At 71.4% G+C, this 17,381-nt stretch carries 19 protein-coding genes and 1 pseudogene; 7 read left to right on the top strand and 13 right to left on the bottom strand.

Annotated features, from left to right (window positions below):
• Nucleotide 1: 1 nt before the first annotated feature.
• The 10 genes from ACWEN0_RS44530 to ACWEN0_RS44485 form a co-directional block, all read right to left on the bottom strand.
• Nucleotides 2–727 (bottom strand): enoyl-CoA hydratase, encoded by a 726-nt coding sequence (locus ACWEN0_RS44530; RefSeq protein ID WP_451987227.1) that lies wholly within the window; start codon nucleotides 725–727, stop codon nucleotides 2–4.
• Nucleotides 724–3,057, bottom strand: coding sequence for a xanthine dehydrogenase family protein molybdopterin-binding subunit (locus ACWEN0_RS44525; RefSeq protein ID WP_451987225.1), 2,334 nt, complete (start codon nucleotides 3,055–3,057; stop codon nucleotides 724–726). Before ACWEN0_RS44525 ends, ACWEN0_RS44530 begins: the two co-directional genes overlap by 4 nt.
• Nucleotides 3,054–3,818: an SDR family NAD(P)-dependent oxidoreductase gene (locus ACWEN0_RS44520; protein ID WP_451987223.1), complete on the bottom strand. Its 765-nt coding sequence runs from the start codon at nucleotides 3,816–3,818 to the stop codon at nucleotides 3,054–3,056. Before ACWEN0_RS44520 ends, ACWEN0_RS44525 begins: the two co-directional genes overlap by 4 nt.
• A 2-nt stretch (nucleotides 3,819–3,820) precedes the next feature.
• Nucleotides 3,821–4,615, bottom strand: a complete 795-nt coding sequence (locus ACWEN0_RS44515; protein ID WP_451987221.1) for an MBL fold metallo-hydrolase — start codon at nucleotides 4,613–4,615, stop codon at nucleotides 3,821–3,823.
• The gene (locus tag ACWEN0_RS44510; protein WP_451987219.1) at nucleotides 4,612–5,724 is read right to left on the bottom strand and encodes a zinc-binding dehydrogenase; all 1,113 of its coding nucleotides are present in this window, start codon (nucleotides 5,722–5,724) and stop codon (nucleotides 4,612–4,614) included. Before ACWEN0_RS44510 ends, ACWEN0_RS44515 begins: the two co-directional genes overlap by 4 nt.
• Nucleotides 5,721–7,121, bottom strand: coding sequence for an aldehyde dehydrogenase family protein (locus tag ACWEN0_RS44505; protein ID WP_451987217.1), 1,401 nt, complete (start codon nucleotides 7,119–7,121; stop codon nucleotides 5,721–5,723). The genes ACWEN0_RS44510 and ACWEN0_RS44505 overlap by 4 nt, the downstream gene beginning before the upstream one ends.
• Nucleotides 7,118–7,831, bottom strand: coding sequence for an SRPBCC family protein (locus ACWEN0_RS44500; protein ID WP_451987215.1), 714 nt, complete (start codon nucleotides 7,829–7,831; stop codon nucleotides 7,118–7,120). Before ACWEN0_RS44500 ends, ACWEN0_RS44505 begins: the two co-directional genes overlap by 4 nt.
• A 75-nt stretch (nucleotides 7,832–7,906) precedes the next feature.
• Nucleotides 7,907–9,451 carry a class I adenylate-forming enzyme family protein gene (locus ACWEN0_RS44495; protein ID WP_451987213.1) on the bottom strand — a complete coding sequence of 515 codons (1,545 nt, stop codon included), beginning with the start codon at nucleotides 9,449–9,451 and terminating at the stop codon, nucleotides 7,907–7,909.
• 91 nt (nucleotides 9,452–9,542) lie between these two features.
• A complete protein-coding gene (locus ACWEN0_RS44490; RefSeq protein WP_451987211.1) occupies nucleotides 9,543–10,151 on the bottom strand; it encodes a TetR/AcrR family transcriptional regulator in 609 nt (202 codons plus the stop codon).
• A gap of 64 nt (nucleotides 10,152–10,215) precedes the next feature.
• Entirely contained in the window at nucleotides 10,216–10,899 is a 684-nt protein-coding gene (locus ACWEN0_RS44485; protein ID WP_451987209.1) for a TetR/AcrR family transcriptional regulator, read from the bottom strand.
• Nucleotides 10,900–10,965: 66 nt separating this feature from the next.
• Here ACWEN0_RS44485 and ACWEN0_RS44480 point away from each other — a divergent pair, with 66 nt between their 5' ends.
• The 4 genes and pseudogenes from ACWEN0_RS44480 (at nucleotide 10,966) to ACWEN0_RS44465 (ending at nucleotide 12,718) form a co-directional block, all read left to right on the top strand.
• Nucleotides 10,966–11,931 (top strand): NAD(P)-dependent alcohol dehydrogenase, encoded by a 966-nt coding sequence (locus ACWEN0_RS44480; protein ID WP_451987207.1) that lies wholly within the window; start codon nucleotides 10,966–10,968, stop codon nucleotides 11,929–11,931.
• 55 nt (nucleotides 11,932–11,986) lie between these two features.
• Entirely contained in the window at nucleotides 11,987–12,283 is a 297-nt protein-coding gene (locus ACWEN0_RS44475) for a hypothetical protein (RefSeq protein ID WP_451987205.1), read from the top strand.
• Nucleotides 12,217–12,423, top strand: a pseudogene (locus ACWEN0_RS44470) (AraC family transcriptional regulator N-terminal domain-containing protein); the annotation flags it as partial. The gene ACWEN0_RS44475 and the pseudogene ACWEN0_RS44470, both read left to right, overlap by 67 nt.
• A 34-nt stretch (nucleotides 12,424–12,457) precedes the next feature.
• A complete protein-coding gene (locus ACWEN0_RS44465; RefSeq protein WP_451987203.1) occupies nucleotides 12,458–12,718 on the top strand; it encodes a hypothetical protein in 261 nt (86 codons plus the stop codon).
• A gap of 80 nt (nucleotides 12,719–12,798) precedes the next feature.
• Here the strand turns inward: ACWEN0_RS44465 and ACWEN0_RS44460 are convergent, their stop codons facing one another.
• The 3 genes from ACWEN0_RS44460 to ACWEN0_RS44450 form a co-directional block, all read right to left on the bottom strand.
• Nucleotides 12,799–13,977, bottom strand: coding sequence for a serine hydrolase domain-containing protein (locus ACWEN0_RS44460; RefSeq protein WP_451987201.1), 1,179 nt, complete (start codon nucleotides 13,975–13,977; stop codon nucleotides 12,799–12,801).
• Nucleotides 13,978–14,107: 130 nt separating this feature from the next.
• Nucleotides 14,108–15,283, bottom strand: a complete 1,176-nt coding sequence (locus ACWEN0_RS44455) for an FUSC family protein (protein ID WP_451987199.1) — start codon at nucleotides 15,281–15,283, stop codon at nucleotides 14,108–14,110.
• Complete coding sequence (locus ACWEN0_RS44450) at nucleotides 15,280–15,510, bottom strand: aldehyde dehydrogenase family protein (RefSeq protein ID WP_451987197.1); 231 nt, start codon at nucleotides 15,508–15,510, stop codon at nucleotides 15,280–15,282. Before ACWEN0_RS44450 ends, ACWEN0_RS44455 begins: the two co-directional genes overlap by 4 nt.
• A gap of 296 nt (nucleotides 15,511–15,806) precedes the next feature.
• Between ACWEN0_RS44450 and ACWEN0_RS44445 the strand changes: the two genes are divergently transcribed.
• From ACWEN0_RS44445 to ACWEN0_RS44435, 3 genes are all read left to right on the top strand, one after another.
• Nucleotides 15,807–16,148, top strand: a complete 342-nt coding sequence (locus tag ACWEN0_RS44445) for a hypothetical protein (RefSeq protein ID WP_451987195.1) — start codon at nucleotides 15,807–15,809, stop codon at nucleotides 16,146–16,148.
• A 30-nt stretch (nucleotides 16,149–16,178) separates the two neighbouring features.
• Complete coding sequence (locus ACWEN0_RS44440; RefSeq protein ID WP_451987193.1) at nucleotides 16,179–16,481, top strand: hypothetical protein; 303 nt, start codon at nucleotides 16,179–16,181, stop codon at nucleotides 16,479–16,481.
• Between the two features lie 113 nt (nucleotides 16,482–16,594).
• Nucleotides 16,595–16,972, top strand: coding sequence for a hypothetical protein (locus tag ACWEN0_RS44435; protein ID WP_451987191.1), 378 nt, complete (start codon nucleotides 16,595–16,597; stop codon nucleotides 16,970–16,972).
• Nucleotides 16,973–17,381: the final 409 nt, after the last annotated feature.

Below are 17,381 nucleotides of genomic sequence, written 5' to 3'. Positions count from 1 at the left end.
TTCAGCGCCCTCGGAACCGCGGGGCGCGCTTCTCGGCGTGGGCACGCCGGCTTTCGGCGAAGTCCTCACTGCTCCAGCAGGAATCGAAGAGTTCGTCCAGCCGCGGCTCCGACGGCTGTGACTCGAACATCGACTCCAACGCGGTTTTGGAGTACTGCAGGGACAACGGCGCGAACTCCGCGATTTCGCGGGCCCACGCCATCGCTTCGGCGAGCGTCCCGAGCCGGTCCGCCAGGCCGTGTCCGTGCGCCCGCTCGGCGTCGAGCCGGTCGGCGCCCAGCAGCATCGCCCGCGCCGGTCCCCCACCCGAGAGCAGCGCGAGCCGCCGGACGGTCCAGGGGTCCACGGCAAGGCCGTTGCGCGCGGTCGGGACTGCGAAGACCGCGGTGCTGTCGGCGACGCGCAGATCGCAGGCGATCGCGAGCTGCGTGCCGGCGCCGATGGCGGGGCCGTTGACCGCCGCGATCACCGGCACCGGCGCGGCGGTGATCGCGCTCAGCGCGGCGTAGAGCGCTTTGCGGAAGCCGTCGCCGTAGACGCCGTGGAGGTCGGCACCGGCACAGAAGCTGGTGCCGGAGCCCGTCACGACGATCGCCCGCGTCGCACCGGCGAGCTTCTCGACCGCGGCACGCAGCGCGTCGAGATGTTCGACGTCGAGCGCGTTGCGCTTTACGTGGCGGTCGAGAACGATCAGGCCGACGCCGTCCTGGTCCTCGGTGGTGATCATCGCAGGGCCTCCCAGACCGTGGCGGGTGTCAAGGGCAGGTGCGTGATCCGGACGCCGAGGGCGTCGGCGATGGCCCCGGCCAGCACGGCGTTCGGGCCGAGGGTGCCGCCCTCCCCCACCCCGCGCACGCCCAGCGGGTTGTCCGCGGGATGCGACACGTGGTCGATGACGAGGTCCGGGATCTCGGCGCTGGTGGGCATCAGGTAGTCCATCAGCGTGCCGGTGGAGAGGTTCCCGGCCTCGTCGTAGATCAGGTGCTCGTACAGCGCGCCCCCGAGGCCCTGGGCGATGGAACCGGCGATCTGTCCCTCGACGATCTGCGGGTTGATCACCGTCCCGGCGTCCTCGACGCAGACCCACTTCAGGATCTGCAGCGCGCCCGTCGCCCGGTCGACCTCGACGACCGCCGCCTGCGCGCCGGCCGCGAACGCACCGCGGACCGGGTCGTAGAACTCCGTCGCCTCCAGCCCGGGCTCGATGCCCTTCGGCAGCCGGTTGGACTCCAGGTAGGCGACGCGGGCCACCTCGGCCAGCGTTCCGAGCGGCTTCGGGTCGCCCGTGACCCGGATTTCGCCCGCGACGACTTCCAAGTCGGCCGGGCCGACCTCGTACAGCTCGCTCGCCAGCCTGAGGATCTTCTCGCGGACCGTGTGGCCCGCACGGTGTGCCGCGCCACCGCCGATGACGGCCTGCCGGGACGAGAACGCCCCGAAGCCCCACAGGGACTCGTTGGTGTCCCCGATGCGCACCTCGACGTCGTCGAACGGCACGCCCACGGCGTCCGCGACGATCTGCGCGACGGTCGTCTCCAGGCCCTGGCCCTGTGAGGTCACCCCGGACAGGACGGTCACCCGGCCGTCGGGATCGACCCGGACCGTGCACGCGTCGTGGCCGGTGCGGAACGGCATCCGGGGGCCCGCGGACGCGGCCCGGCCGAGGCCGGTGAGCTCGTTGTAGCAAGCCATCCCGAGGCCGATCGGGTTCTCCCCCGCCTCGCGCCGGCGCCGTTGCTCGGTGAGGAAGTCCTCGTGCCCGATCGTCGTGATCGCCTTTTCCAGGCACTCGCCGTACCAGCCGGAGTCGTCGACCAGCCGGGACGGCATCCGGTACGGGATCTCCTCGGGTGTGACGAGGTTGCGCCGCCGGATGTCCAAACCGGACATTCCCAGCCGGACCGCGGCGTCGTCGAGGAGCGATTCCATCGCGAAGACGCTCGCGGGCCGGGCGACCCCGCGGTAGGGCCCCGACGGCGCCGTGTTGGTCGCGACCCCGCGGACGGTGCAGCGGTAGTGCTGCAACCGGTACGGCCCGGACAGGAGCCCGCCGGCCATCAGCGGTTCGATCCCCGCCGTCCAGGGGTAGACCGAGTACGCGCCCACATTGCAGGTCACGTCGGCGTCGAGGGCGACCAGGGTGCCGTCGGCGGAGAACCCGGCCCGCACCAGGTACCGGTGGTCACGGGCGTGGGTCGCGGCGAGCAGGTGCTCGGCGCGGTCTTCGACCCACTTCACCGGGACGCCGGGCATCTGCCGGGCGACCAGGCAGACGGCGACGTCCTCGGGGTAGAGGACGGCCTTCACACCGAAGCCGCCGCCGACGTCGGGCGCGATGACGCGGATGGTGCCCTCGGGGACGCCGAGGAGCTCGGCGAGCATGTTCCGCGCGATGTGCGGCACCTGGGTCCCGGACCAGAACGTCAGGCGCTCGCCGTCCCAGACCGCCGCCCCGGCCCGGCATTCCATCGGGTTGCCCGCGTGCCGGTTGGTGATCAGCTCGCGTTCGACGACGATGTCCGCCCCCGCCAGGGCTTCCGGCACCGCACCGGTGTCGAAGGTGCGCTCCAGCAGGACGTTGTCCGGCGCGTCGGCGTGCAGCGGTTCGGCCGGCTCCGCCCAGGCGGTGACCGTGGCCGGCAACGGTTCGTAGTCGACGTCGATCAGTTCGAGTGCGTCCTCGGCCTGGTACCGGTCGTCGCCCACCACGACGGCGACCGGCTCACCGGCGAAGCGCACCTTCTCCCGGGCCAGGACCGGCTGCTCGGTCTCCACATAGGACGGCAGCGCCGACTGGGCGCGAAGACTGATCGCGGCGAACGCCGGGTGGTCGCCGCTGAACACCGCCCGGGCCGCGCCCTCGGCGGCGGAGGTGTCGACCGCCTTGATCCGGGCGTGGCCGTACGGGCTGCGCAGGAACGCGATGTGCCGCATCCGGGGCAGCTGCAGGTCGGAGACGTACCGGCCGCGTCCGGTCAGCAGCCGGTCGTCCTCCTTGCGGCGGACGGTCCGGCCGACCGCGGGCTCGGCGTCGTGGGTCTGCTCGGGTGTCGTCATGGCATCGTGTACCCGCCGTTGACCGACACGATCTGTCCCGTGGTCCAGGACGACAGCGGCGAGGCCAGCAGCAGGACGGTCGGTGTGATGTCTTCCGGCGTGCCCAGGCGGCGCAAGGGGTACGCGGAGAGGATCTTCTTCATCTTCGCCTCGTCGGCGTTGCCGGTGTGGGCGTCGAGGCTCTGGGTCCGCACCAGCGCGATCGAGACGGCGTTCGCGCGGATCTGGTGCCTGGCCAGCTCCTTGGCCAGGGACTTGGTGAGGCCGACGGTGGTCGAGCGGGTGGTCGCGGTGACCAGCAGCCGCGATTCGCCGACCCGGCCGGAGTCGCCCATCAGGCTGACGATCGAGCCGCCGCCGTGCTCGGCCATCTGCCGGGCCACGGCCTGGGTGACGCGCAGCGTGCCCGCCACCGTGACCCCGATCTGCGGCGCCCAGTCCTCTTCGGTGGTCTCGAGGAACGGCTTGCTCTGGGTCGCGGCCGCGTTGTTGACCAGGACGTCGATCGGGCCCAGCTGCTCGGCGACCTCGGCCACGGCCCGCGTCACGGACTCGCCGTCCTGCAGGTTCGCGCCCACGGCGATCGCCTTGACGCCCAGGGCGGCCGCTTCCTTGGCGCCCTCTTCCGCGCCGTCGGCCGAGGAGTTGTAGTGGAAGGCGACGTTGGCGCCTTCCGCGGCGAAGGCGACTCCGATCGCGCGTCCCAGGCCCTGCCCGGCGCCGGTGACGAGGACGTTCTTGCCGCGGAGCTTGAGATCCATGGTCATTCCTTTTCGAGTGGGGTGAAGCGGCGCTCGCCGTCCACGGTGATCAGCCGGCCGGGAGGGAAGTGCGCGGCGGCGAGGAGGTCGGGCCGGTCGGTGACGGCTTGGACGAGGTCCGCGCGGACCTTGCGCGCGGCCACCGGGTCGAGGTCGAACACCGCTTCCCACGCCGGATCCGTCAGCTCGACCGGGGCGTGCGCGACGTCGCCGAGCAGCAGCGCCCGCTCGCCCTCGCTCGACACGACGTAGACCGCGGTTCCCGGGGTGTGCCCGGGCAGGTGGCGGACGTCGAACCCCGGCGCGAGGGTGGTGTCGTGCTCGAACGTTTCCAGCCGCTCGGTGAGCGGGGAGAGCTTGCGCACCGCGCCCGGGTCGGCGTCCGGGCTCTCCACGAAGTGGGCCCAGTCGGCCCGGTGGACGCGGTAGGTCGCCTCCGGGAAGACGACCTGGCCCTTCTTCGTGGCCCACCCGACGTGGTCGAAGTGCAGGTGGGTGAACACGACGTCGGTGACGTCCCAGGGGTCGACGCCGAGGCCGCGCAGGCTCTCCAGGAACTGCCCGCCGTGGTACTTGTCGTTGTCGATCGTCCCGACACCGGCGTCGACCAGGATGACGCGGCCGCCGGTCCGGACGAGGAACCCGCCGAGTTCCAGGCGCAGCCGGCCCGACTCGTCGAGCAGGTGCTCGTGGCAGGACCAGGCGTCGGAAACCCCGGGGTGGGTGAGCACTTCGCGGGCGGGTTCCTGGCCGTAGCCGTCGTAGACGGGTTCGACGGTCAGGGCGCCGACCTTCATCGGGTGCCCTCCGGCACCACGAGGGTGCGGATTCCCTTGCCCGCGGCCATCTCCGTGAGCGCAGCCTCCACATCGGACAGTTTGCCGTGGCCGGTGACCATGGCCGCCAGGTCGAGCCGCCCGTCCCGGATGTGGTCGAAGTAGCGCGGCAGGTCCTGCTCGGCGTTCAGCGAGCCGGCGACGCACCCGACGAGGGTGCGCGCGAAGTGGAACAGCTCGAGGGCGCTGAAGCCGACCTGGTCGTCCTTGCCGCCGATGCCGACGACGCACGCGGTGCCGCCGCGCCGGGTCATGCCCCAGGCGTCGCGGATCGTGCGGGCGGAGCCGACGCAGTCGAAGGCGAAGTCGACGCCCTGCTTGCCGGTGAGCGCGCGGACGGCCTTCTTCGTGTCGTCGTCGGCCGGCACGAAGTGGTGTGCGCCGAGCTGGGCGGCCAGGCTTGCCTTGTCGGGGTTGCGGTCGACGGCGATGATGTTCGTCGCGCCGGCGAGCCGGGCGCCTTGGACCGCGGCCAGGCCGACGCCGCCGAGGCCGACGACCAGCACCGACGAGCCGGGCGTGACCGCGGCGGTCTTGGTGACCGCGCCGACGCCGGTGGTGATGGCGCAGCCCAGCAGTGCCGCGTCCGCGGTGCTGATGTCGTCGGGAACCTTGACCGCGGCCGCGGCCGGGACGACGGTCTGCTCGGCGAAGGAGCCGACGGTCAGCCCCGGGTAGACCGGTTCTCCCGCGGAGTCCAGCGCGTAGGGCTCGGCGCCGCGGGCCGAGCCGTTGACGCACAGGTGCGGCTCGTCGCGGGCACAGCTGACGCAGTGGCCGCACGGAGTGATCCACAGCAGGATGACGCGGTCGCCCTCGCGCAGATCCGTGACGGCCGAGCCGGTCTCGACCACGGTTCCGCAGGCTTCGTGGCCCAGCACCGCGGGCAGCTGCTGGGCGAGCACGCCGCGGGCGAGGGAAAGGTCCGAGTGGCAGACGCCGGTCGCGTCGATGCGGACCCGGATGTCGCCCTCCCCGACGTCGCGCAGCCGGATGCGTTCGACCTCCATCGGCCTCTCCGGCGAGCGCAGGACCAGCGCGTCGACCTCGACCTGGTATCCGTCCGTCACAACTGCACCGCCTTGATCTCGAGGACGTCTTCGATGCCGAAGTCGCCGATTTCCCGGCCGATGCCGGACTGCTTGTAGCCGCCGAAGGGCGCGCGCGGGTTGAACGGCGCCGCGTTGACGTCGATCTGGCCGGTGCGGATGCGGGCCGCCCAGTCGAGCGCGCGGTCGGTGTCCCCGAGCCACAGTGCGCCGCCGAGCCCGTAGATCGAGTCGTTGGCCAGCTCGATCGCGTGGTCGTCGGAGTCAGCCGACAGGATCGACAGAACCGGGCCGAAGATCTCCTCCTGCGCGAGCCGCGACGCCGGGTCGACCTCGCTGAACACCGCCGGGGTGACGAAGTACCCCTGGTCGGGCAGCGGGAGGTTTTCGGTGACGAGCTTGGCGCCCTGCGGCTCGAGGAAGCTCTGGACTTCCTTGCGCTGTCCCGCGGAGATCAGCGGGCCGAGCCGCTGGCCGGGGACGTACTTCGCCGCCGCCGCGGCGGCCAGCTCCTCCACCTGCGCCAGCCGGGCGGCCGGGACGATGAGCCGGGACAGCGCCGTGCAGGTCTGCCCGCCGTTGAGGAAGCAGTTCGCGACGGTCACCTTGACCGCCTTCGCCAGCAGTTCGTCGGACACGTCCGACAGCACGACGCTCGCGGACTTCCCGCCGAGTTCGAGGGTGACGCCCTTGACGGTCTCGGCCGCCGCCGCGGCGACCTGCCGCCCCACGGGGGTGGAACCGGTGAAGGACACGTGGTCGACGCCGGGATGGCGGGACAGCCGGTCCCCGACCACCCGGCCGCCGCCGGTGACGAGGTTGAGCACGCCGGGCGGGAAACCGGCGGCCTGGAAGGCGCGCGCCAGCTCGAAAGCCGCGAGCGGGGTCAGGGCGGCGGGCTTGAGCACGACCGTGCAGCCGGCCGCGATCGCCGGCACGACCTTGACGATCACCTGGTGCAGCGGGAGGTTCCACGGCGTGATCGCGGCGACCACCCCCACCGGTTCGCGCAGGATCACCGAGTTGTCGCGGTTCTGGCGGAAGGGAAACTCCTCCAGCGCGTCGGCGGTGCGGGCGATGACCGCGAGCGGCACGTCCACGTGCAGCTTCCGCGCCACCGGCGGCGGCGAGCCCTGCTCGCGGGTGATGAGGCCGGCGAACTCGTCGGCCCGCTCGGCGATGACGTCGTGCAGGCGGCGCACCGCGGTGGCACGGTCCCGCACGGAAGTCGCGGCCCACTTCGGGAACGCGGCGCGTGCGGCCTCGACCGCCTGGTCGACGTCGGACTCCGTCCCCTGGGTCACCACGCCGGTGACCGCTTCGGTGGCCGGGTTGTCGACCTCGCTGTCCTCGCCGTGCCCGGCGACCCAGTCGCCGCCGATGTAGAGGGCGGGTTCGCGGATCAGCTCGTCGGTCATCGGACGGTCTCCTCGGGGTTGGCCCGGCCGGCCAGGGCCGGGAAGGACAGGTTGATCACAACGGGCGGGCCGGCCGGCGCCGGTCCCGGGCGGCCACCGCGGTTGCGGACCAGCAGGATCCCGGCCAGCAGGGCCACCAGGCCGCCGACCACGGGCAGGGCGCGCTTGGCGATGAGGCCGCCCATTCCGGAGAAGACGTCGAGAGCTTCGACGTCATCACCCGAGGTCGCGGCCCGGGCGACCGGCGGGCCGCCGGTGGACGCGGCGCCGGGGGCGAACTCGGCCTCCAGCCGCTGCACGAACTGCCCGATCAGCTTGTTGGTGACGTCGGAGATGACCCCGCGGCCGAACTGGGCCACGCGGCCGGACAGGTCGAGCTGGGTGCGGACGTGGACCTTGGTGCCGGAACCCTGCTCGGCCAGGCTCATCGTCACGGTCGCCGCGGCGTTGCCCTGCCCGCCCGCGTCCTTGCCTTCGGCGCGGACCACCGCGCGGTACGCCTTGTCGTCCTTCTCCGCGAACCGGGCGGTGCCGCGGTACTGCGCCGAGACCGGGCCGACCTTGATCTTCACCGAGCCGCAGTACACGTCGTCCTCGACGCCCTGGAGCGAGGCTCCCGGCAGGCAGGGCGCGACCCGCGGTAAATCGGTCAGCACCTTCCACGCGTCGTCGACGGGCAGGTTCACGGTGAAGGTGTTGGAGAGCTCCACAGACACCACCTTACTAATTAACGTTAGTTTGTATGCTACGGGCAGCGTGCTGCCGGGGTCAACGGCACCCGCGTCTCACCCGGCGGGCGCCGTCAGCCGCTTCTGCAGCAGGAACCGCTGGATCTTCCCGGAACCGGTGCGGGGAATCGCCTCGATTTCGACGACCTCGGCCGGGATCTTGAACTTGGAGAGCTCGCGGGCACAGCCGTCCAGCAGGGCGCCGACGTCCAGCTTCCCCGGCTCTTCCGCGACGACGAAGGCCACCGGCACCTCGCCCAGGTCGGGGTGTTCGCGTGACACCACGGCCGCGTCCTGGACCTGCGCGGACTTCAGCAGCACGGCCTCGACCTCCGCGGGGTAGATGTTCTCCCCGCCGCGGATGATCAGTTCCTTGGTCCGGCCGCTGATGGTCACGAACCCGTTGGGGTCACGCCGCCCGAGGTCGCCCGTGCGGTACCAGCCGTGGTGCAGCACTTCGGCGGTCGCGTCGGCGCGGTTGTGGTAGCCGCGCATGACGTTCGGCCCGCTCACCCACAGCTCACCCTCTTCGTCCACGCCGACGTCCTCGCCGGTCACCGGATCCACCAGGCGCACCCCGACCCCGGGCATCGGCAGCCCGCACGAACCGAGCACGCGCCCGCCGTCGACGGTGTTCATGGTGACCATCGTCGAGGTTTCGGTGATGCCGTAGCCCTCCAGCAGCTTGACCCCGAACACCGCTTCGAACTCGGCGTTGAGGGCCGCCGGCAGGATCGCCCCGGCCGAAAGGCACAGCCGCAGGCCGCCGGGGTCGACGGCGCGCTCCCGCGCGGCGTGCACGAGGTACTGGAACATGGTCGGCACCCCGGGCAGGATCGTGAACTCTTCCCGCGCCAGGAGGTCGAACACCCGGCCCGGCGAGAACTTGGTCATGATGTGTTCGGTCGCCCCCGTCGCGAAAACGCCGAGCACGCACAGGACCAGCGCGTAGGAATGGAACAACGGCAACGGGCACAGCACTTCGTCCTGTTCGGACAGACCCGCGATCGGCGCCCAGCAGGCCGCCACCACCCACAGGCACGAACGCTGGGTCAGCAGCACGCCCTTCGGCCGGCCGGTGGTGCCGGAGGTGTAGAGCATCCAGGCGACCTCGTCCAGGCCGAGGTCGTCCCGCGGCGGCCCGGCGGGCTCGGAGGTGGCCAGTTCCTCATAGGACAGCGCGTCGTCGACCCGGCCGGGGCGGACCACCAGCACCGTCGCTCCCCCGGTGCGGGCCAGCTCGCGCGCGCGCGCCGCGTGGGCCCGGTCGGTGATGATCACCGACGCGCCGGAGTCGAGGAACATGTACTCGATCTCGGCGGGGGCGGCGTCGGCGTTCACGCAGACCCCGACCAGCGAAGCCCGGGTCGTCATGAGGTAGGCCTCGGCGATGTCGGCGCTGTTGTCCAGGTAGATCAGCACGCGATCACCCCGGGCGGCGCCGGCGGCGACGAGGTGACCGGCCACCCTGCGGGTGCGTTCGGCGAGCTCCCGGTAGCCCACCGAGCGGTGGTCGTCCCGGAAAGCGATCTTGTCCCCGAACCGCTCGGCCTGCTCGGCGAGCAGCTGCGGTACGGGACGGATCAGCTCGACTTTGAGCATGAGCACTCCTGACGTTACTAACTAATGCTCGTTAGTCACGTGAGACTAGCGCCGACCTCAAGCGCGCACAAGGGTCAGTCGTGACGCCCGGTCAGTTCAGGCCAGCGATGCGGAGCGCGTAGCGGCTGTAGGTCTCGGCGACCGCTTCGGCGGACTGCGGCCCGTCCTCGCGGAACCAGCGGGCGATGCTCACGCACATCTCGAGGATGCCGAAGGCGGCCAAGGTGGGCTCCTCCTCCGTGAACCGGCCCGCGGAAACGCCCTCTTCGACCAGGTCCCGGATGGCGTGGGCATGACGTCGCCGCAGTTCGAGCACTTCCGAGAGCACGGGCTCGTCCAGGCTGTCGACGTCCCGGTTGACGATCAGCGCCTCGCGCCGGTGGGTGGCGTGCCGCAGCGCGTAGACACGCGCCGTCCGCCGCAGGCGTTCGACGACGTCACCGACCCCGTGCACCGCCTGCTCGTGCTCCGCCCACACCTGCTGGCTGGTTTCCAGGATGATGTCGCGCAGCAGGTCCTGCTTGGCCTTCATGTGGTTGTACAGGCTCGGCGTGCGGATGCCCAGCGCGTCGGCGATCTGGCTCAGCGCCGTGCCGTGGTAGCCCCGTTCGGCGAACAGGGTCAGCGCCGCGTCCCGGACCGCGCCCGGGCTCACGGTCGTCTTGGTTTCGCCACGCGCCGACGTCTTGGAACTCGCCACCTCCCGATGATAGGCACTCACCCACCCCGTTCGGCGACGGCGTCCCGCGGACGGGACCAGCCGATCACCCATCCCCCGCCGGATCGGATCCGTACGACGAGGAAACGACAGCGTGACCCGCGTGCACGAAGTCCGTTGAGGACGGTGGCGGCAGCGGCCCGTTCGCCGCGTCCGCGCGGAACGCTTCGAGCAGGTACGCGACCAACCGCCGGGACGCCGCGGCGTCGGCGGGCAACGCGGTCACCAGGCCGCCGTGCGCCGCGAAGACGACCGCGAGGTCGGAGGGGTGGAAGTCGGCCCGCAGCGCGCCCGCCGCCTGCGCCCGGCGCACCAGCGTCGCGAGCCCCCGGTCCGCCTGGCCCCGCAACCGTGCGTGGGCCACGGCGTCGTCGGGAAAGGCCGCGAGGAACGCGGCCGGGAACCCGCGCTCCTCCCGCTGCAGTTCGCAGACCGTCTCGATCAGCCGCCGGAACCCGAGCCACGGATCGCGTTCGGTGAGCGCGTCGGCGAAAGCCCGCGTGCAGGTGTCGATCTGCCGCGCGAACGCCGCCCGCACCAGTGCGTCGCGGTTCGGGAACCGCCGGTACAGCGTCGCGACCCCGACGCCGGCGCGCCGGGCCACCGTCGCCATCGGCGCGTCGATCCCGCTCTCGGCGAAGACCGCGCGGGCGGCGACCAGGATGCGCTCCCGGTTGCGCCGCGCATCCGCTCGCAGGTCGTCCCGCACCGGGATCCGAGAAGGTGCCACGGGCAATGTCTCTCACCTCGACCGATCCGGATGATCTCGTCCGTTTCCGACCCTACGCTCGCCGTCATGACCGACCGCACGATGAAGGCAGTGCTCTTCGACCGCTACGGCGACCCGGATGTCCTCTACGTCGCCCGGGTGCCGCGGCCCGCGCCGGAGCCTGGTGAGGTGCTGGTGCGAGTGCGCGCGTTCAGCGTCAACGGCGGCGAGCTCGCGGCCCGCTCCGGCAAGCTCCGCCTGCTCACCGGCCGCAAGTTCCCTCAGCGAGTCGGGCTGGACTTCACCGGCGAAGTGGCTGCGCTCGGCGCCGGGACGACGGCGTTCACGGTCGGCGACCGCGTCTGGGGTGTGCTGGGCCGCACCGCCGGCTTCGGCAGCGCCGCCGAGTACGTCACGGTGCCGGTCGAGCGGCTCGGCCCGGCGCCCGACGAGCTGGACCTGGTGCACGCCGCGGCCCTGCCGGTCGCCACCACGGCGGTGACCGCGCTGCGCGACAAGGCCGAGTTGCGCCCCGGCGAACGGCTCCTCGTCCGCGGCGCGGCGGGCGGCGTCGGCAACACGGCAGTCCAACTCGGACACGCGTACGGCGCCGACGTCACGGCGTTGGCGCGCGACGCCAACCTCGACTTCGTCCGCGGTCTCGGCGCCGCCACGGCCGTGGACCACCGGACCGTCCGGCTCACCGAACTGGGCCGCTTCGACGTCGTCCTGGACACCGTGGGCACCGACCTGCCGAGCTTCCACCGCCTGCTGGCACCCGGCGGCCGCATGGTCACCATCGCCTTCGACCTGACCCGGGCGGTCAGTTCGCTGGGCTACCTGGCGGTGAGCACGATCCACGGCCGCAGCCGGGTACGCGCGTTCAGCGGCAACCCGAAGCGGGCGGAGTTCGACGACCTCGCCCGGCAGGTGGCCGAAGGGAACCTCCGCCCGGCGGTCGACCAGGTCTTCACACTGGCCGAGACGGCGGCCGCACACCGCGCCCTCGAGGCCGGCGGCGTCCGGGGCAAGCACGTCGTCCGAGTCGATTGACAGCGTCGAAGACGGTGCCCCGACGGCTCATGCACCGGAACCGGCGCTCACCGGCGTGCCGCTGATCGGCCTCTTCGGGGTCAGCGCCGCAGGACTGTGCGGTGCTTCAATGATCGCCATGTCGCTCGACGAGTTGCGGGCCTTGCTGGCCCGGCATGCCCGGCCCGACCTCAGCACGGACATCGAGGCCGTGCGCATCTTCCGCGCCGATCGACCCAGCCCGCCGGTGCCGACCACCTACGGCCAGGTGCTGGCACTCGTCGCCCAGGGCACAAACGGTTCGCGCTGGGCGACCGCCTGTACGAGTACCACGCCGGCCAGTACGTCGTCGCCTCGGTTGAGTTGCCGGTGACCGCGCAGTTCGTCCGGGCCGACCCGCGGGAACCCGTGCTCGGCTTCGGCCTGGACCTGCCGCCGGCCGCCGTCGCCGAAGTGCTGCTGGCCGCGGATGCCGGGGACCCGCCGGACCTCGCCCCCGGCGCGCCGGCCGGTCTGGCCGTCAGCACCGCCTCCGCCGAACTGCTCGATGCCGTTGTCCGCCTGCTGCGGCTACGACCCCGTCGCCTACGCTCTCGCACTCGACGCGCTCGACCACCCCGGGCCGGCGGCGCCCGGACGGATCGACCGCACCGTCTGCGGCAAGCTCTTCATGCCGGGTGTCGACCCGCTGGCGTTCGCCACGAACTACGCGGCTTTGGCCGCCGTCATCGCCCAGCAGCTGACGCTCGCCCCGAAGTCAGCGCACGGCGAACCGGCATTGAAGTCGTACACCCTGCGGCAGAACTGACGGACGGCGTCCGCGGTCAGTCTTCGTGGCGCTTCCGACGCGCCCTGGGTCAGCTCGGCGTCGCCCAGGGCTTTGCGCCGTCAGTGGATCGCCGTCCGGATAGCGGCGGCGCTCGCCCGGGCGCCGGGGAGGTTCGGCGTGCAGAACTCCGTCACCATCGCCAGGAGCCGCCCCGAGGCCGCGTCCTCCGACGCCGTCACATCCGGGCTGGACCCGACCGTGATCCGGCGGGTGCCGGCCTCGTCGCTCATGCTCCACGTGTTGTACCCGGGCACGTCCCCGGCGTGCCCCCAGACATCGGGAGCGCCGGGACCGCAGGGGCCTACCAGGGAGATGCGCATCAGCCCCAGCCCGTAGCCGATCCGCCCGTCCGTGCCCGGCCACGGGACCGTGGTCTTCATCTGCGCCAGCAGGCCGGCGGGCAGCAGCTCGCCGCCGAGCAGTGCGTGGAAGAACCGGTTCAGGTCGGCCGCGCTCGAAATGATGTCCCCGGCGCCGAAGTAGCGGCTGAGGTTGTAGGCGGTGACGTCGGTGAGCCCGTGCGGGGCCGGGTAGAGCTGCTCGTAGCCGTGCATGGCCGCGTCCGGCACCAGCGGGAAGTCCCTCGGCAGGAAGGTGTCGGCCAGGTGCAGCGGGCCGGTGATCCAGTCGGCGAGCACCTGCTCGAACCGACGGCCGGTGAGCTTTTCGACCAGCAGAGCCAGCACGTTGTAGCCGGTGTTGGAGTACGACCAGCCCGTGCCCGGCGGGAACAGCAGCGGCTGCACGGTGCTGTCGTGGATCGCCTCGACCTCACCGAAGTGCACGAAGCGTTCGGTGTCCAGCTCCGGCAGGGTCGTCCAGGTGTACTGCGGGGCCAGGTCCCGGGGCAGGCCGCTGGTGTGCTGCAGCAGCTGGCGGACAGTGATCGGCTCCGGGTAGGGCAGCAGGCCGGGCAGGTACTCCGAGATCGGCTCGTCCAGCCCCAGCCGCCCCTTCTCGGCGAGCTTCAGCACGAGGGTCGCCGTGAACGTCTTGGACACGCTGCCGATGCGGAACCGCCCGTCGATGTCCGGCTTCGCCCCGGTGACGATGTCACCGGCGCCGGCCCGCCCCCGCCAGCGGCCCGCCGGATCCGCCGCGATCGCGATGACCCCCACGTTCCCCGCCTGCACGGCCGCGTCCAGTGCGGCCTGACGTGGATCGGTTCCCGCGGCGGCGGTACCGGTTCCGGCGAACAGAAGTACGGCACAAGCAGCGGACACGATCGATCGACGCATGGTCTCCCCCGAGTTGTGCGGTGCGCCAGAACGTAGCGCAGTCCGGCCGACGCCGTAAGGGGATGCGCTCCGCGGATTCGTCTTTTCCCTGCGCAGTAGCGGGTTCCCACGCCGCCCGCGCCAGCGGCCTTCAGCGTTGTTCGAGCTTGTCCACCAGCAGCCGCGCGGGCAGGATCATCGTGCCCAGGCCGAGCCGGGCCGGGACGCCGTCTTCGTCCGCCGTCACCAGCCGCTTCTCCAGCTGTTCCAGCAGCTCCCGGCAGTCGTCCAGGTCGACCGGCTCCCCCACCACCGCCACCGCCTGCACCGCCCCGGCCAGCAGGTGCATCAAGTCGGCCAGGGAGTCGCGCTGGGCCGGCCAGGGGTACTCGAACGGGTGGTCGCCGGCCCGGCTCGCCGTGGTGCGCACCGCGGTGACCAGCTGGGCCACCGCGGGCCACAACGCGATGAGCGTCCGAAGTGGACGTTCGTGGTGCGTGCCCGCCGTCGGGCGCCCCCGGCGCAGATTGAGCAGCCGTCCCTCCCGCGTGAGGCCGACCGCGTCCTCCGCGGCCAGCACCTGGCTGCGGGTGTCCTGCCACTGCGACACCAGGTCGTCGAGCTCGCCCGGCTCGTCGAGCCGCACCACGTCCGACAGCGACTCGAGCAGATCCGCGAGCGCGGTCGCCAGCCGGTCGGCCGCGGTCGCCAGCCGGTCGCCGTACAGCGGCGGCAGGATCAGCGTGTTCACCGCGACGCCGATCGCCGCGCCCAGCGCCGTCTCCAGGAGACGGTCCCCCATCAGCACCGGATCCCGGGCGGTGCCGTAGGAAACCAGCAGCATGCCGGTGACGCCGACCCAGATCCCCGAACTGCCGAAGTGCCGCCAGTCACCGAGGAGCAGGCCGGTGAACACGACGACGGCCAGCGCCACCGCCTGCCACGGAATGAGCTGCCCGGCCACCGCGGCCAGCACCACGCCGGTGGCCACCGAGCCGACTTGCTGGAGCCACCCGCGCAGCGACCGGTACACGGTCGCCTCCACCAAGAAAATGGCCGCGTACGGAGCGAGGAACGGCTGGGGCAGCCCCAGCACCAGCGTCGCCAGCAGCCACGCGCCGGTCGCCGCCAAAGTGGCCTTCGCGCTCTGCAGGAGCACCCGGCGCTCGCGGCCGGGGACCCGGATCGCCCGGGCGAACCAGCCCACCGGAGTCCGGTCGTGCTGATCGCCGTCCGCGGCCCCGAACGCCGCGGCGAGGCCCTGCTTGACGTCTTCACCCGCCTTCAGCCGCAGCGCCCGGCGGGCTCTCTGCTGCCGCTCGCTCATCCGGGCAACGCCAAGACGCCACCAGGCAGCACGTCACCGAGCAGCCCACCGGCGACCGCGCCCGGGTCGTTCCATGGTGTGAGCGCGACGACCACCCCGCGCGGTTCGAGCACGATCACGTCCGTCGCGCCCGGGTCGCCGGGCAGGCTCCGGCCGCGACGGACCGGGCCGAGTCCCGTGTACTGGTCCAGCGTCGCCGCGCCGGCCAGCGCGCGTGCCCGAGCCACCGCCGGTCTGGTTCGCCAACGCGGCGTCGATTTCGTCTTCGCCCGCGGTCGGCACGCTGCCCACCGGACTGGCGTCGGCCGGGCTCGGATTTCGCTCGTCCCCGCAGTCATCCGCACCTCCTTCACGTCCCTGCGCGGTTACCCGCGCGCCCGCGATCGACACCCCGCTCGACTACACCGTGGCGATCACCACGGGCCGGGAGATCTCGCGGCGCACGCGAAAGAGATTCATCGGCCGGCTTTCGACGGTGATCGAATCCCTTGCTCGTCAAGGATGAACGCACGAAGATCGCATCATGTCGAAAGTTCGCCGGACCATCGTCACAACCGCCGTCATCGCGGCGGTATCAGCCGTTTTCGCCCCGGCCGCGAACGCGGACACGATCCACCAAGTGCCGTGCAACGCTCCGGACTTCTTCAGGTTCCAGGACCGGGACTTCAACCAAACGTGCTACGCCTATGCCGGCGTTACCGAACCGGGCCTCTCTCTCGTAACCGCCTGGAGCAGCGGGAACAACGCCGGCTACTTCGTCTGGTCCGACTTCGACGGCGGGCCGTTCACCCGGTTCTTCGGCAAGAACGAGCACGGCACCCTGCCGGACCGCAGCACCTACATCGAAACACTGAACATCTACTGAGCATTTTTTCAAACACGATACGGAGCGGCGATGTTCCCCAAGAAGGCCCTGACGATCGCATTGATCAGCGCTGCCGCATTAACTGCGACCACCGGGGCCGCCCAGGCCAGCCCGGCCATCACCTGCACACTGCAGTACGGCACCGCGATCACTGCCTACCCGGATCCCAACAGCCACATCATCTGGTGGGCTTCGGCGGGCGACCAGTTCACCAACTTCGACGACCGCTGGCAAGGCTACGACCACGCGACCGACATCGGCACCAATGCCCACCGGATCAACGTCCCAGGCTGGTTTCCCGCAGCCGACTTGAACAACCTCTGTTTCCCGTGACCTGGTCACCACGTTTCCCGGGCCAAGGTGAACACGAGGTCCTGATCGACGTTCCGAACCAGGTATCCGGCGAATTGACATCGTGTACCCGAACACAAAGGAGGGGGCCCAAAATGTCCAAAAAACTGGCGCTTGCCGGGAGTGTGCTGGCTGCGACCGCTGCGTTGGCCGGGACCGGCGTGGCGACCGCTTCGCCTCAGGCAACAAACCCGAACACGTGCGTAGCCCCGGCCGGTCAACTGATCACCCAGTGCGGAACCAACTCGTCAGGAGCACCTGGCGGCCGCACGACAGTCTGGTGCGACTGGAGTGGCGGCCCGGCGGCTTCCTTCGACAAACAGTTGAACGGACTCTGGTATCACTATCCCGCGAACGGCGCCAACAGCGGTACGGTCAACTGTGGGACCACCAGCGACCTCGCCAGTACTGTTCACGTACAGGTGACCTTCTCTCGAGGCGTATCCGTCATCAAGGTTGGCTGGCACGTCTAGCGCCACGTCGAGGACGGTTGGCGTCGTAAACCTCGTCGCACGGCACCGGCGCGACGTCCGCTGGTCGCCACCAAGGACGGGCGTCCTCTCACGGCCTGGGAGACGCCAGATGCACAGGACACGTTCGATCGCGTCCGGCTGGTCCGCGGCTTCTGGGTGCTGAGGGCCGGACCGGCAGGCGCCCTGGCCTTCCCGGCGGATGCACTCGACGCCGTCGACCGGCGCGGGACCGAACCGTCGTCGGTCGGGTGACCTGGTGGGCTGGTGTCCGGACAGCCGACGTGGGGGGGGGGGGCCCCCCCCCCCCCCCCCCCGCGCGTCAAATTACGGGGGGGGACGCCCCCGCGGAGCACAAAAAGTAAATGGGGTTTGGGCCCTCGACACAACTGAAGATAACAACAAATAAAAA

The organism is Amycolatopsis sp. NPDC004378 (assembly GCF_053602455.1).
The sequence above is the reverse complement of the archived record's forward strand: the minus strand, read 5'-3'. Positions and strand labels throughout refer to the sequence as shown.

Coding starts and splice junctions, on each gene's coding strand:
- ACWEN0_RS44515 (WP_451987221.1), bottom strand. CDS start 4,615: ATGAAGGTCGGCGCCCTGACCGTCGAACCCGTCTACGACGGCTACGGC.
- ACWEN0_RS44455 (WP_451987199.1), bottom strand. CDS start 15,283: ATGAGCGAGCGGCAGCAGAGAGCCCGCCGGGCGCTGCGGCTGAAGGCG.
- ACWEN0_RS44495 (WP_451987213.1), bottom strand. CDS start 9,451: ATGCTCAAAGTCGAGCTGATCCGTCCCGTACCGCAGCTGCTCGCCGAG.
- ACWEN0_RS44460 (WP_451987201.1), bottom strand. CDS start 13,977: ATGCGTCGATCGATCGTGTCCGCTGCTTGTGCCGTACTTCTGTTCGCC.
- ACWEN0_RS44445 (WP_451987195.1), top strand. CDS start 15,807: ATGTCGAAAGTTCGCCGGACCATCGTCACAACCGCCGTCATCGCGGCG.
- ACWEN0_RS44530 (WP_451987227.1), bottom strand. CDS start 727: ATGATCACCACCGAGGACCAGGACGGCGTCGGCCTGATCGTTCTCGAC.
- ACWEN0_RS44520 (WP_451987223.1), bottom strand. CDS start 3,818: ATGGATCTCAAGCTCCGCGGCAAGAACGTCCTCGTCACCGGCGCCGGG.
- ACWEN0_RS44440 (WP_451987193.1), top strand. CDS start 16,179: ATGTTCCCCAAGAAGGCCCTGACGATCGCATTGATCAGCGCTGCCGCA.
- ACWEN0_RS44465 (WP_451987203.1), top strand. CDS start 12,458: ATGCCGTTGTCCGCCTGCTGCGGCTACGACCCCGTCGCCTACGCTCTC.
- ACWEN0_RS44525 (WP_451987225.1), bottom strand. CDS start 3,057: ATGACGACACCCGAGCAGACCCACGACGCCGAGCCCGCGGTCGGCCGG.
- ACWEN0_RS44505 (WP_451987217.1), bottom strand. CDS start 7,121: ATGACCGACGAGCTGATCCGCGAACCCGCCCTCTACATCGGCGGCGAC.
- ACWEN0_RS44435 (WP_451987191.1), top strand. CDS start 16,595: ATGTCCAAAAAACTGGCGCTTGCCGGGAGTGTGCTGGCTGCGACCGCT.
- ACWEN0_RS44480 (WP_451987207.1), top strand. CDS start 10,966: ATGACCGACCGCACGATGAAGGCAGTGCTCTTCGACCGCTACGGCGAC.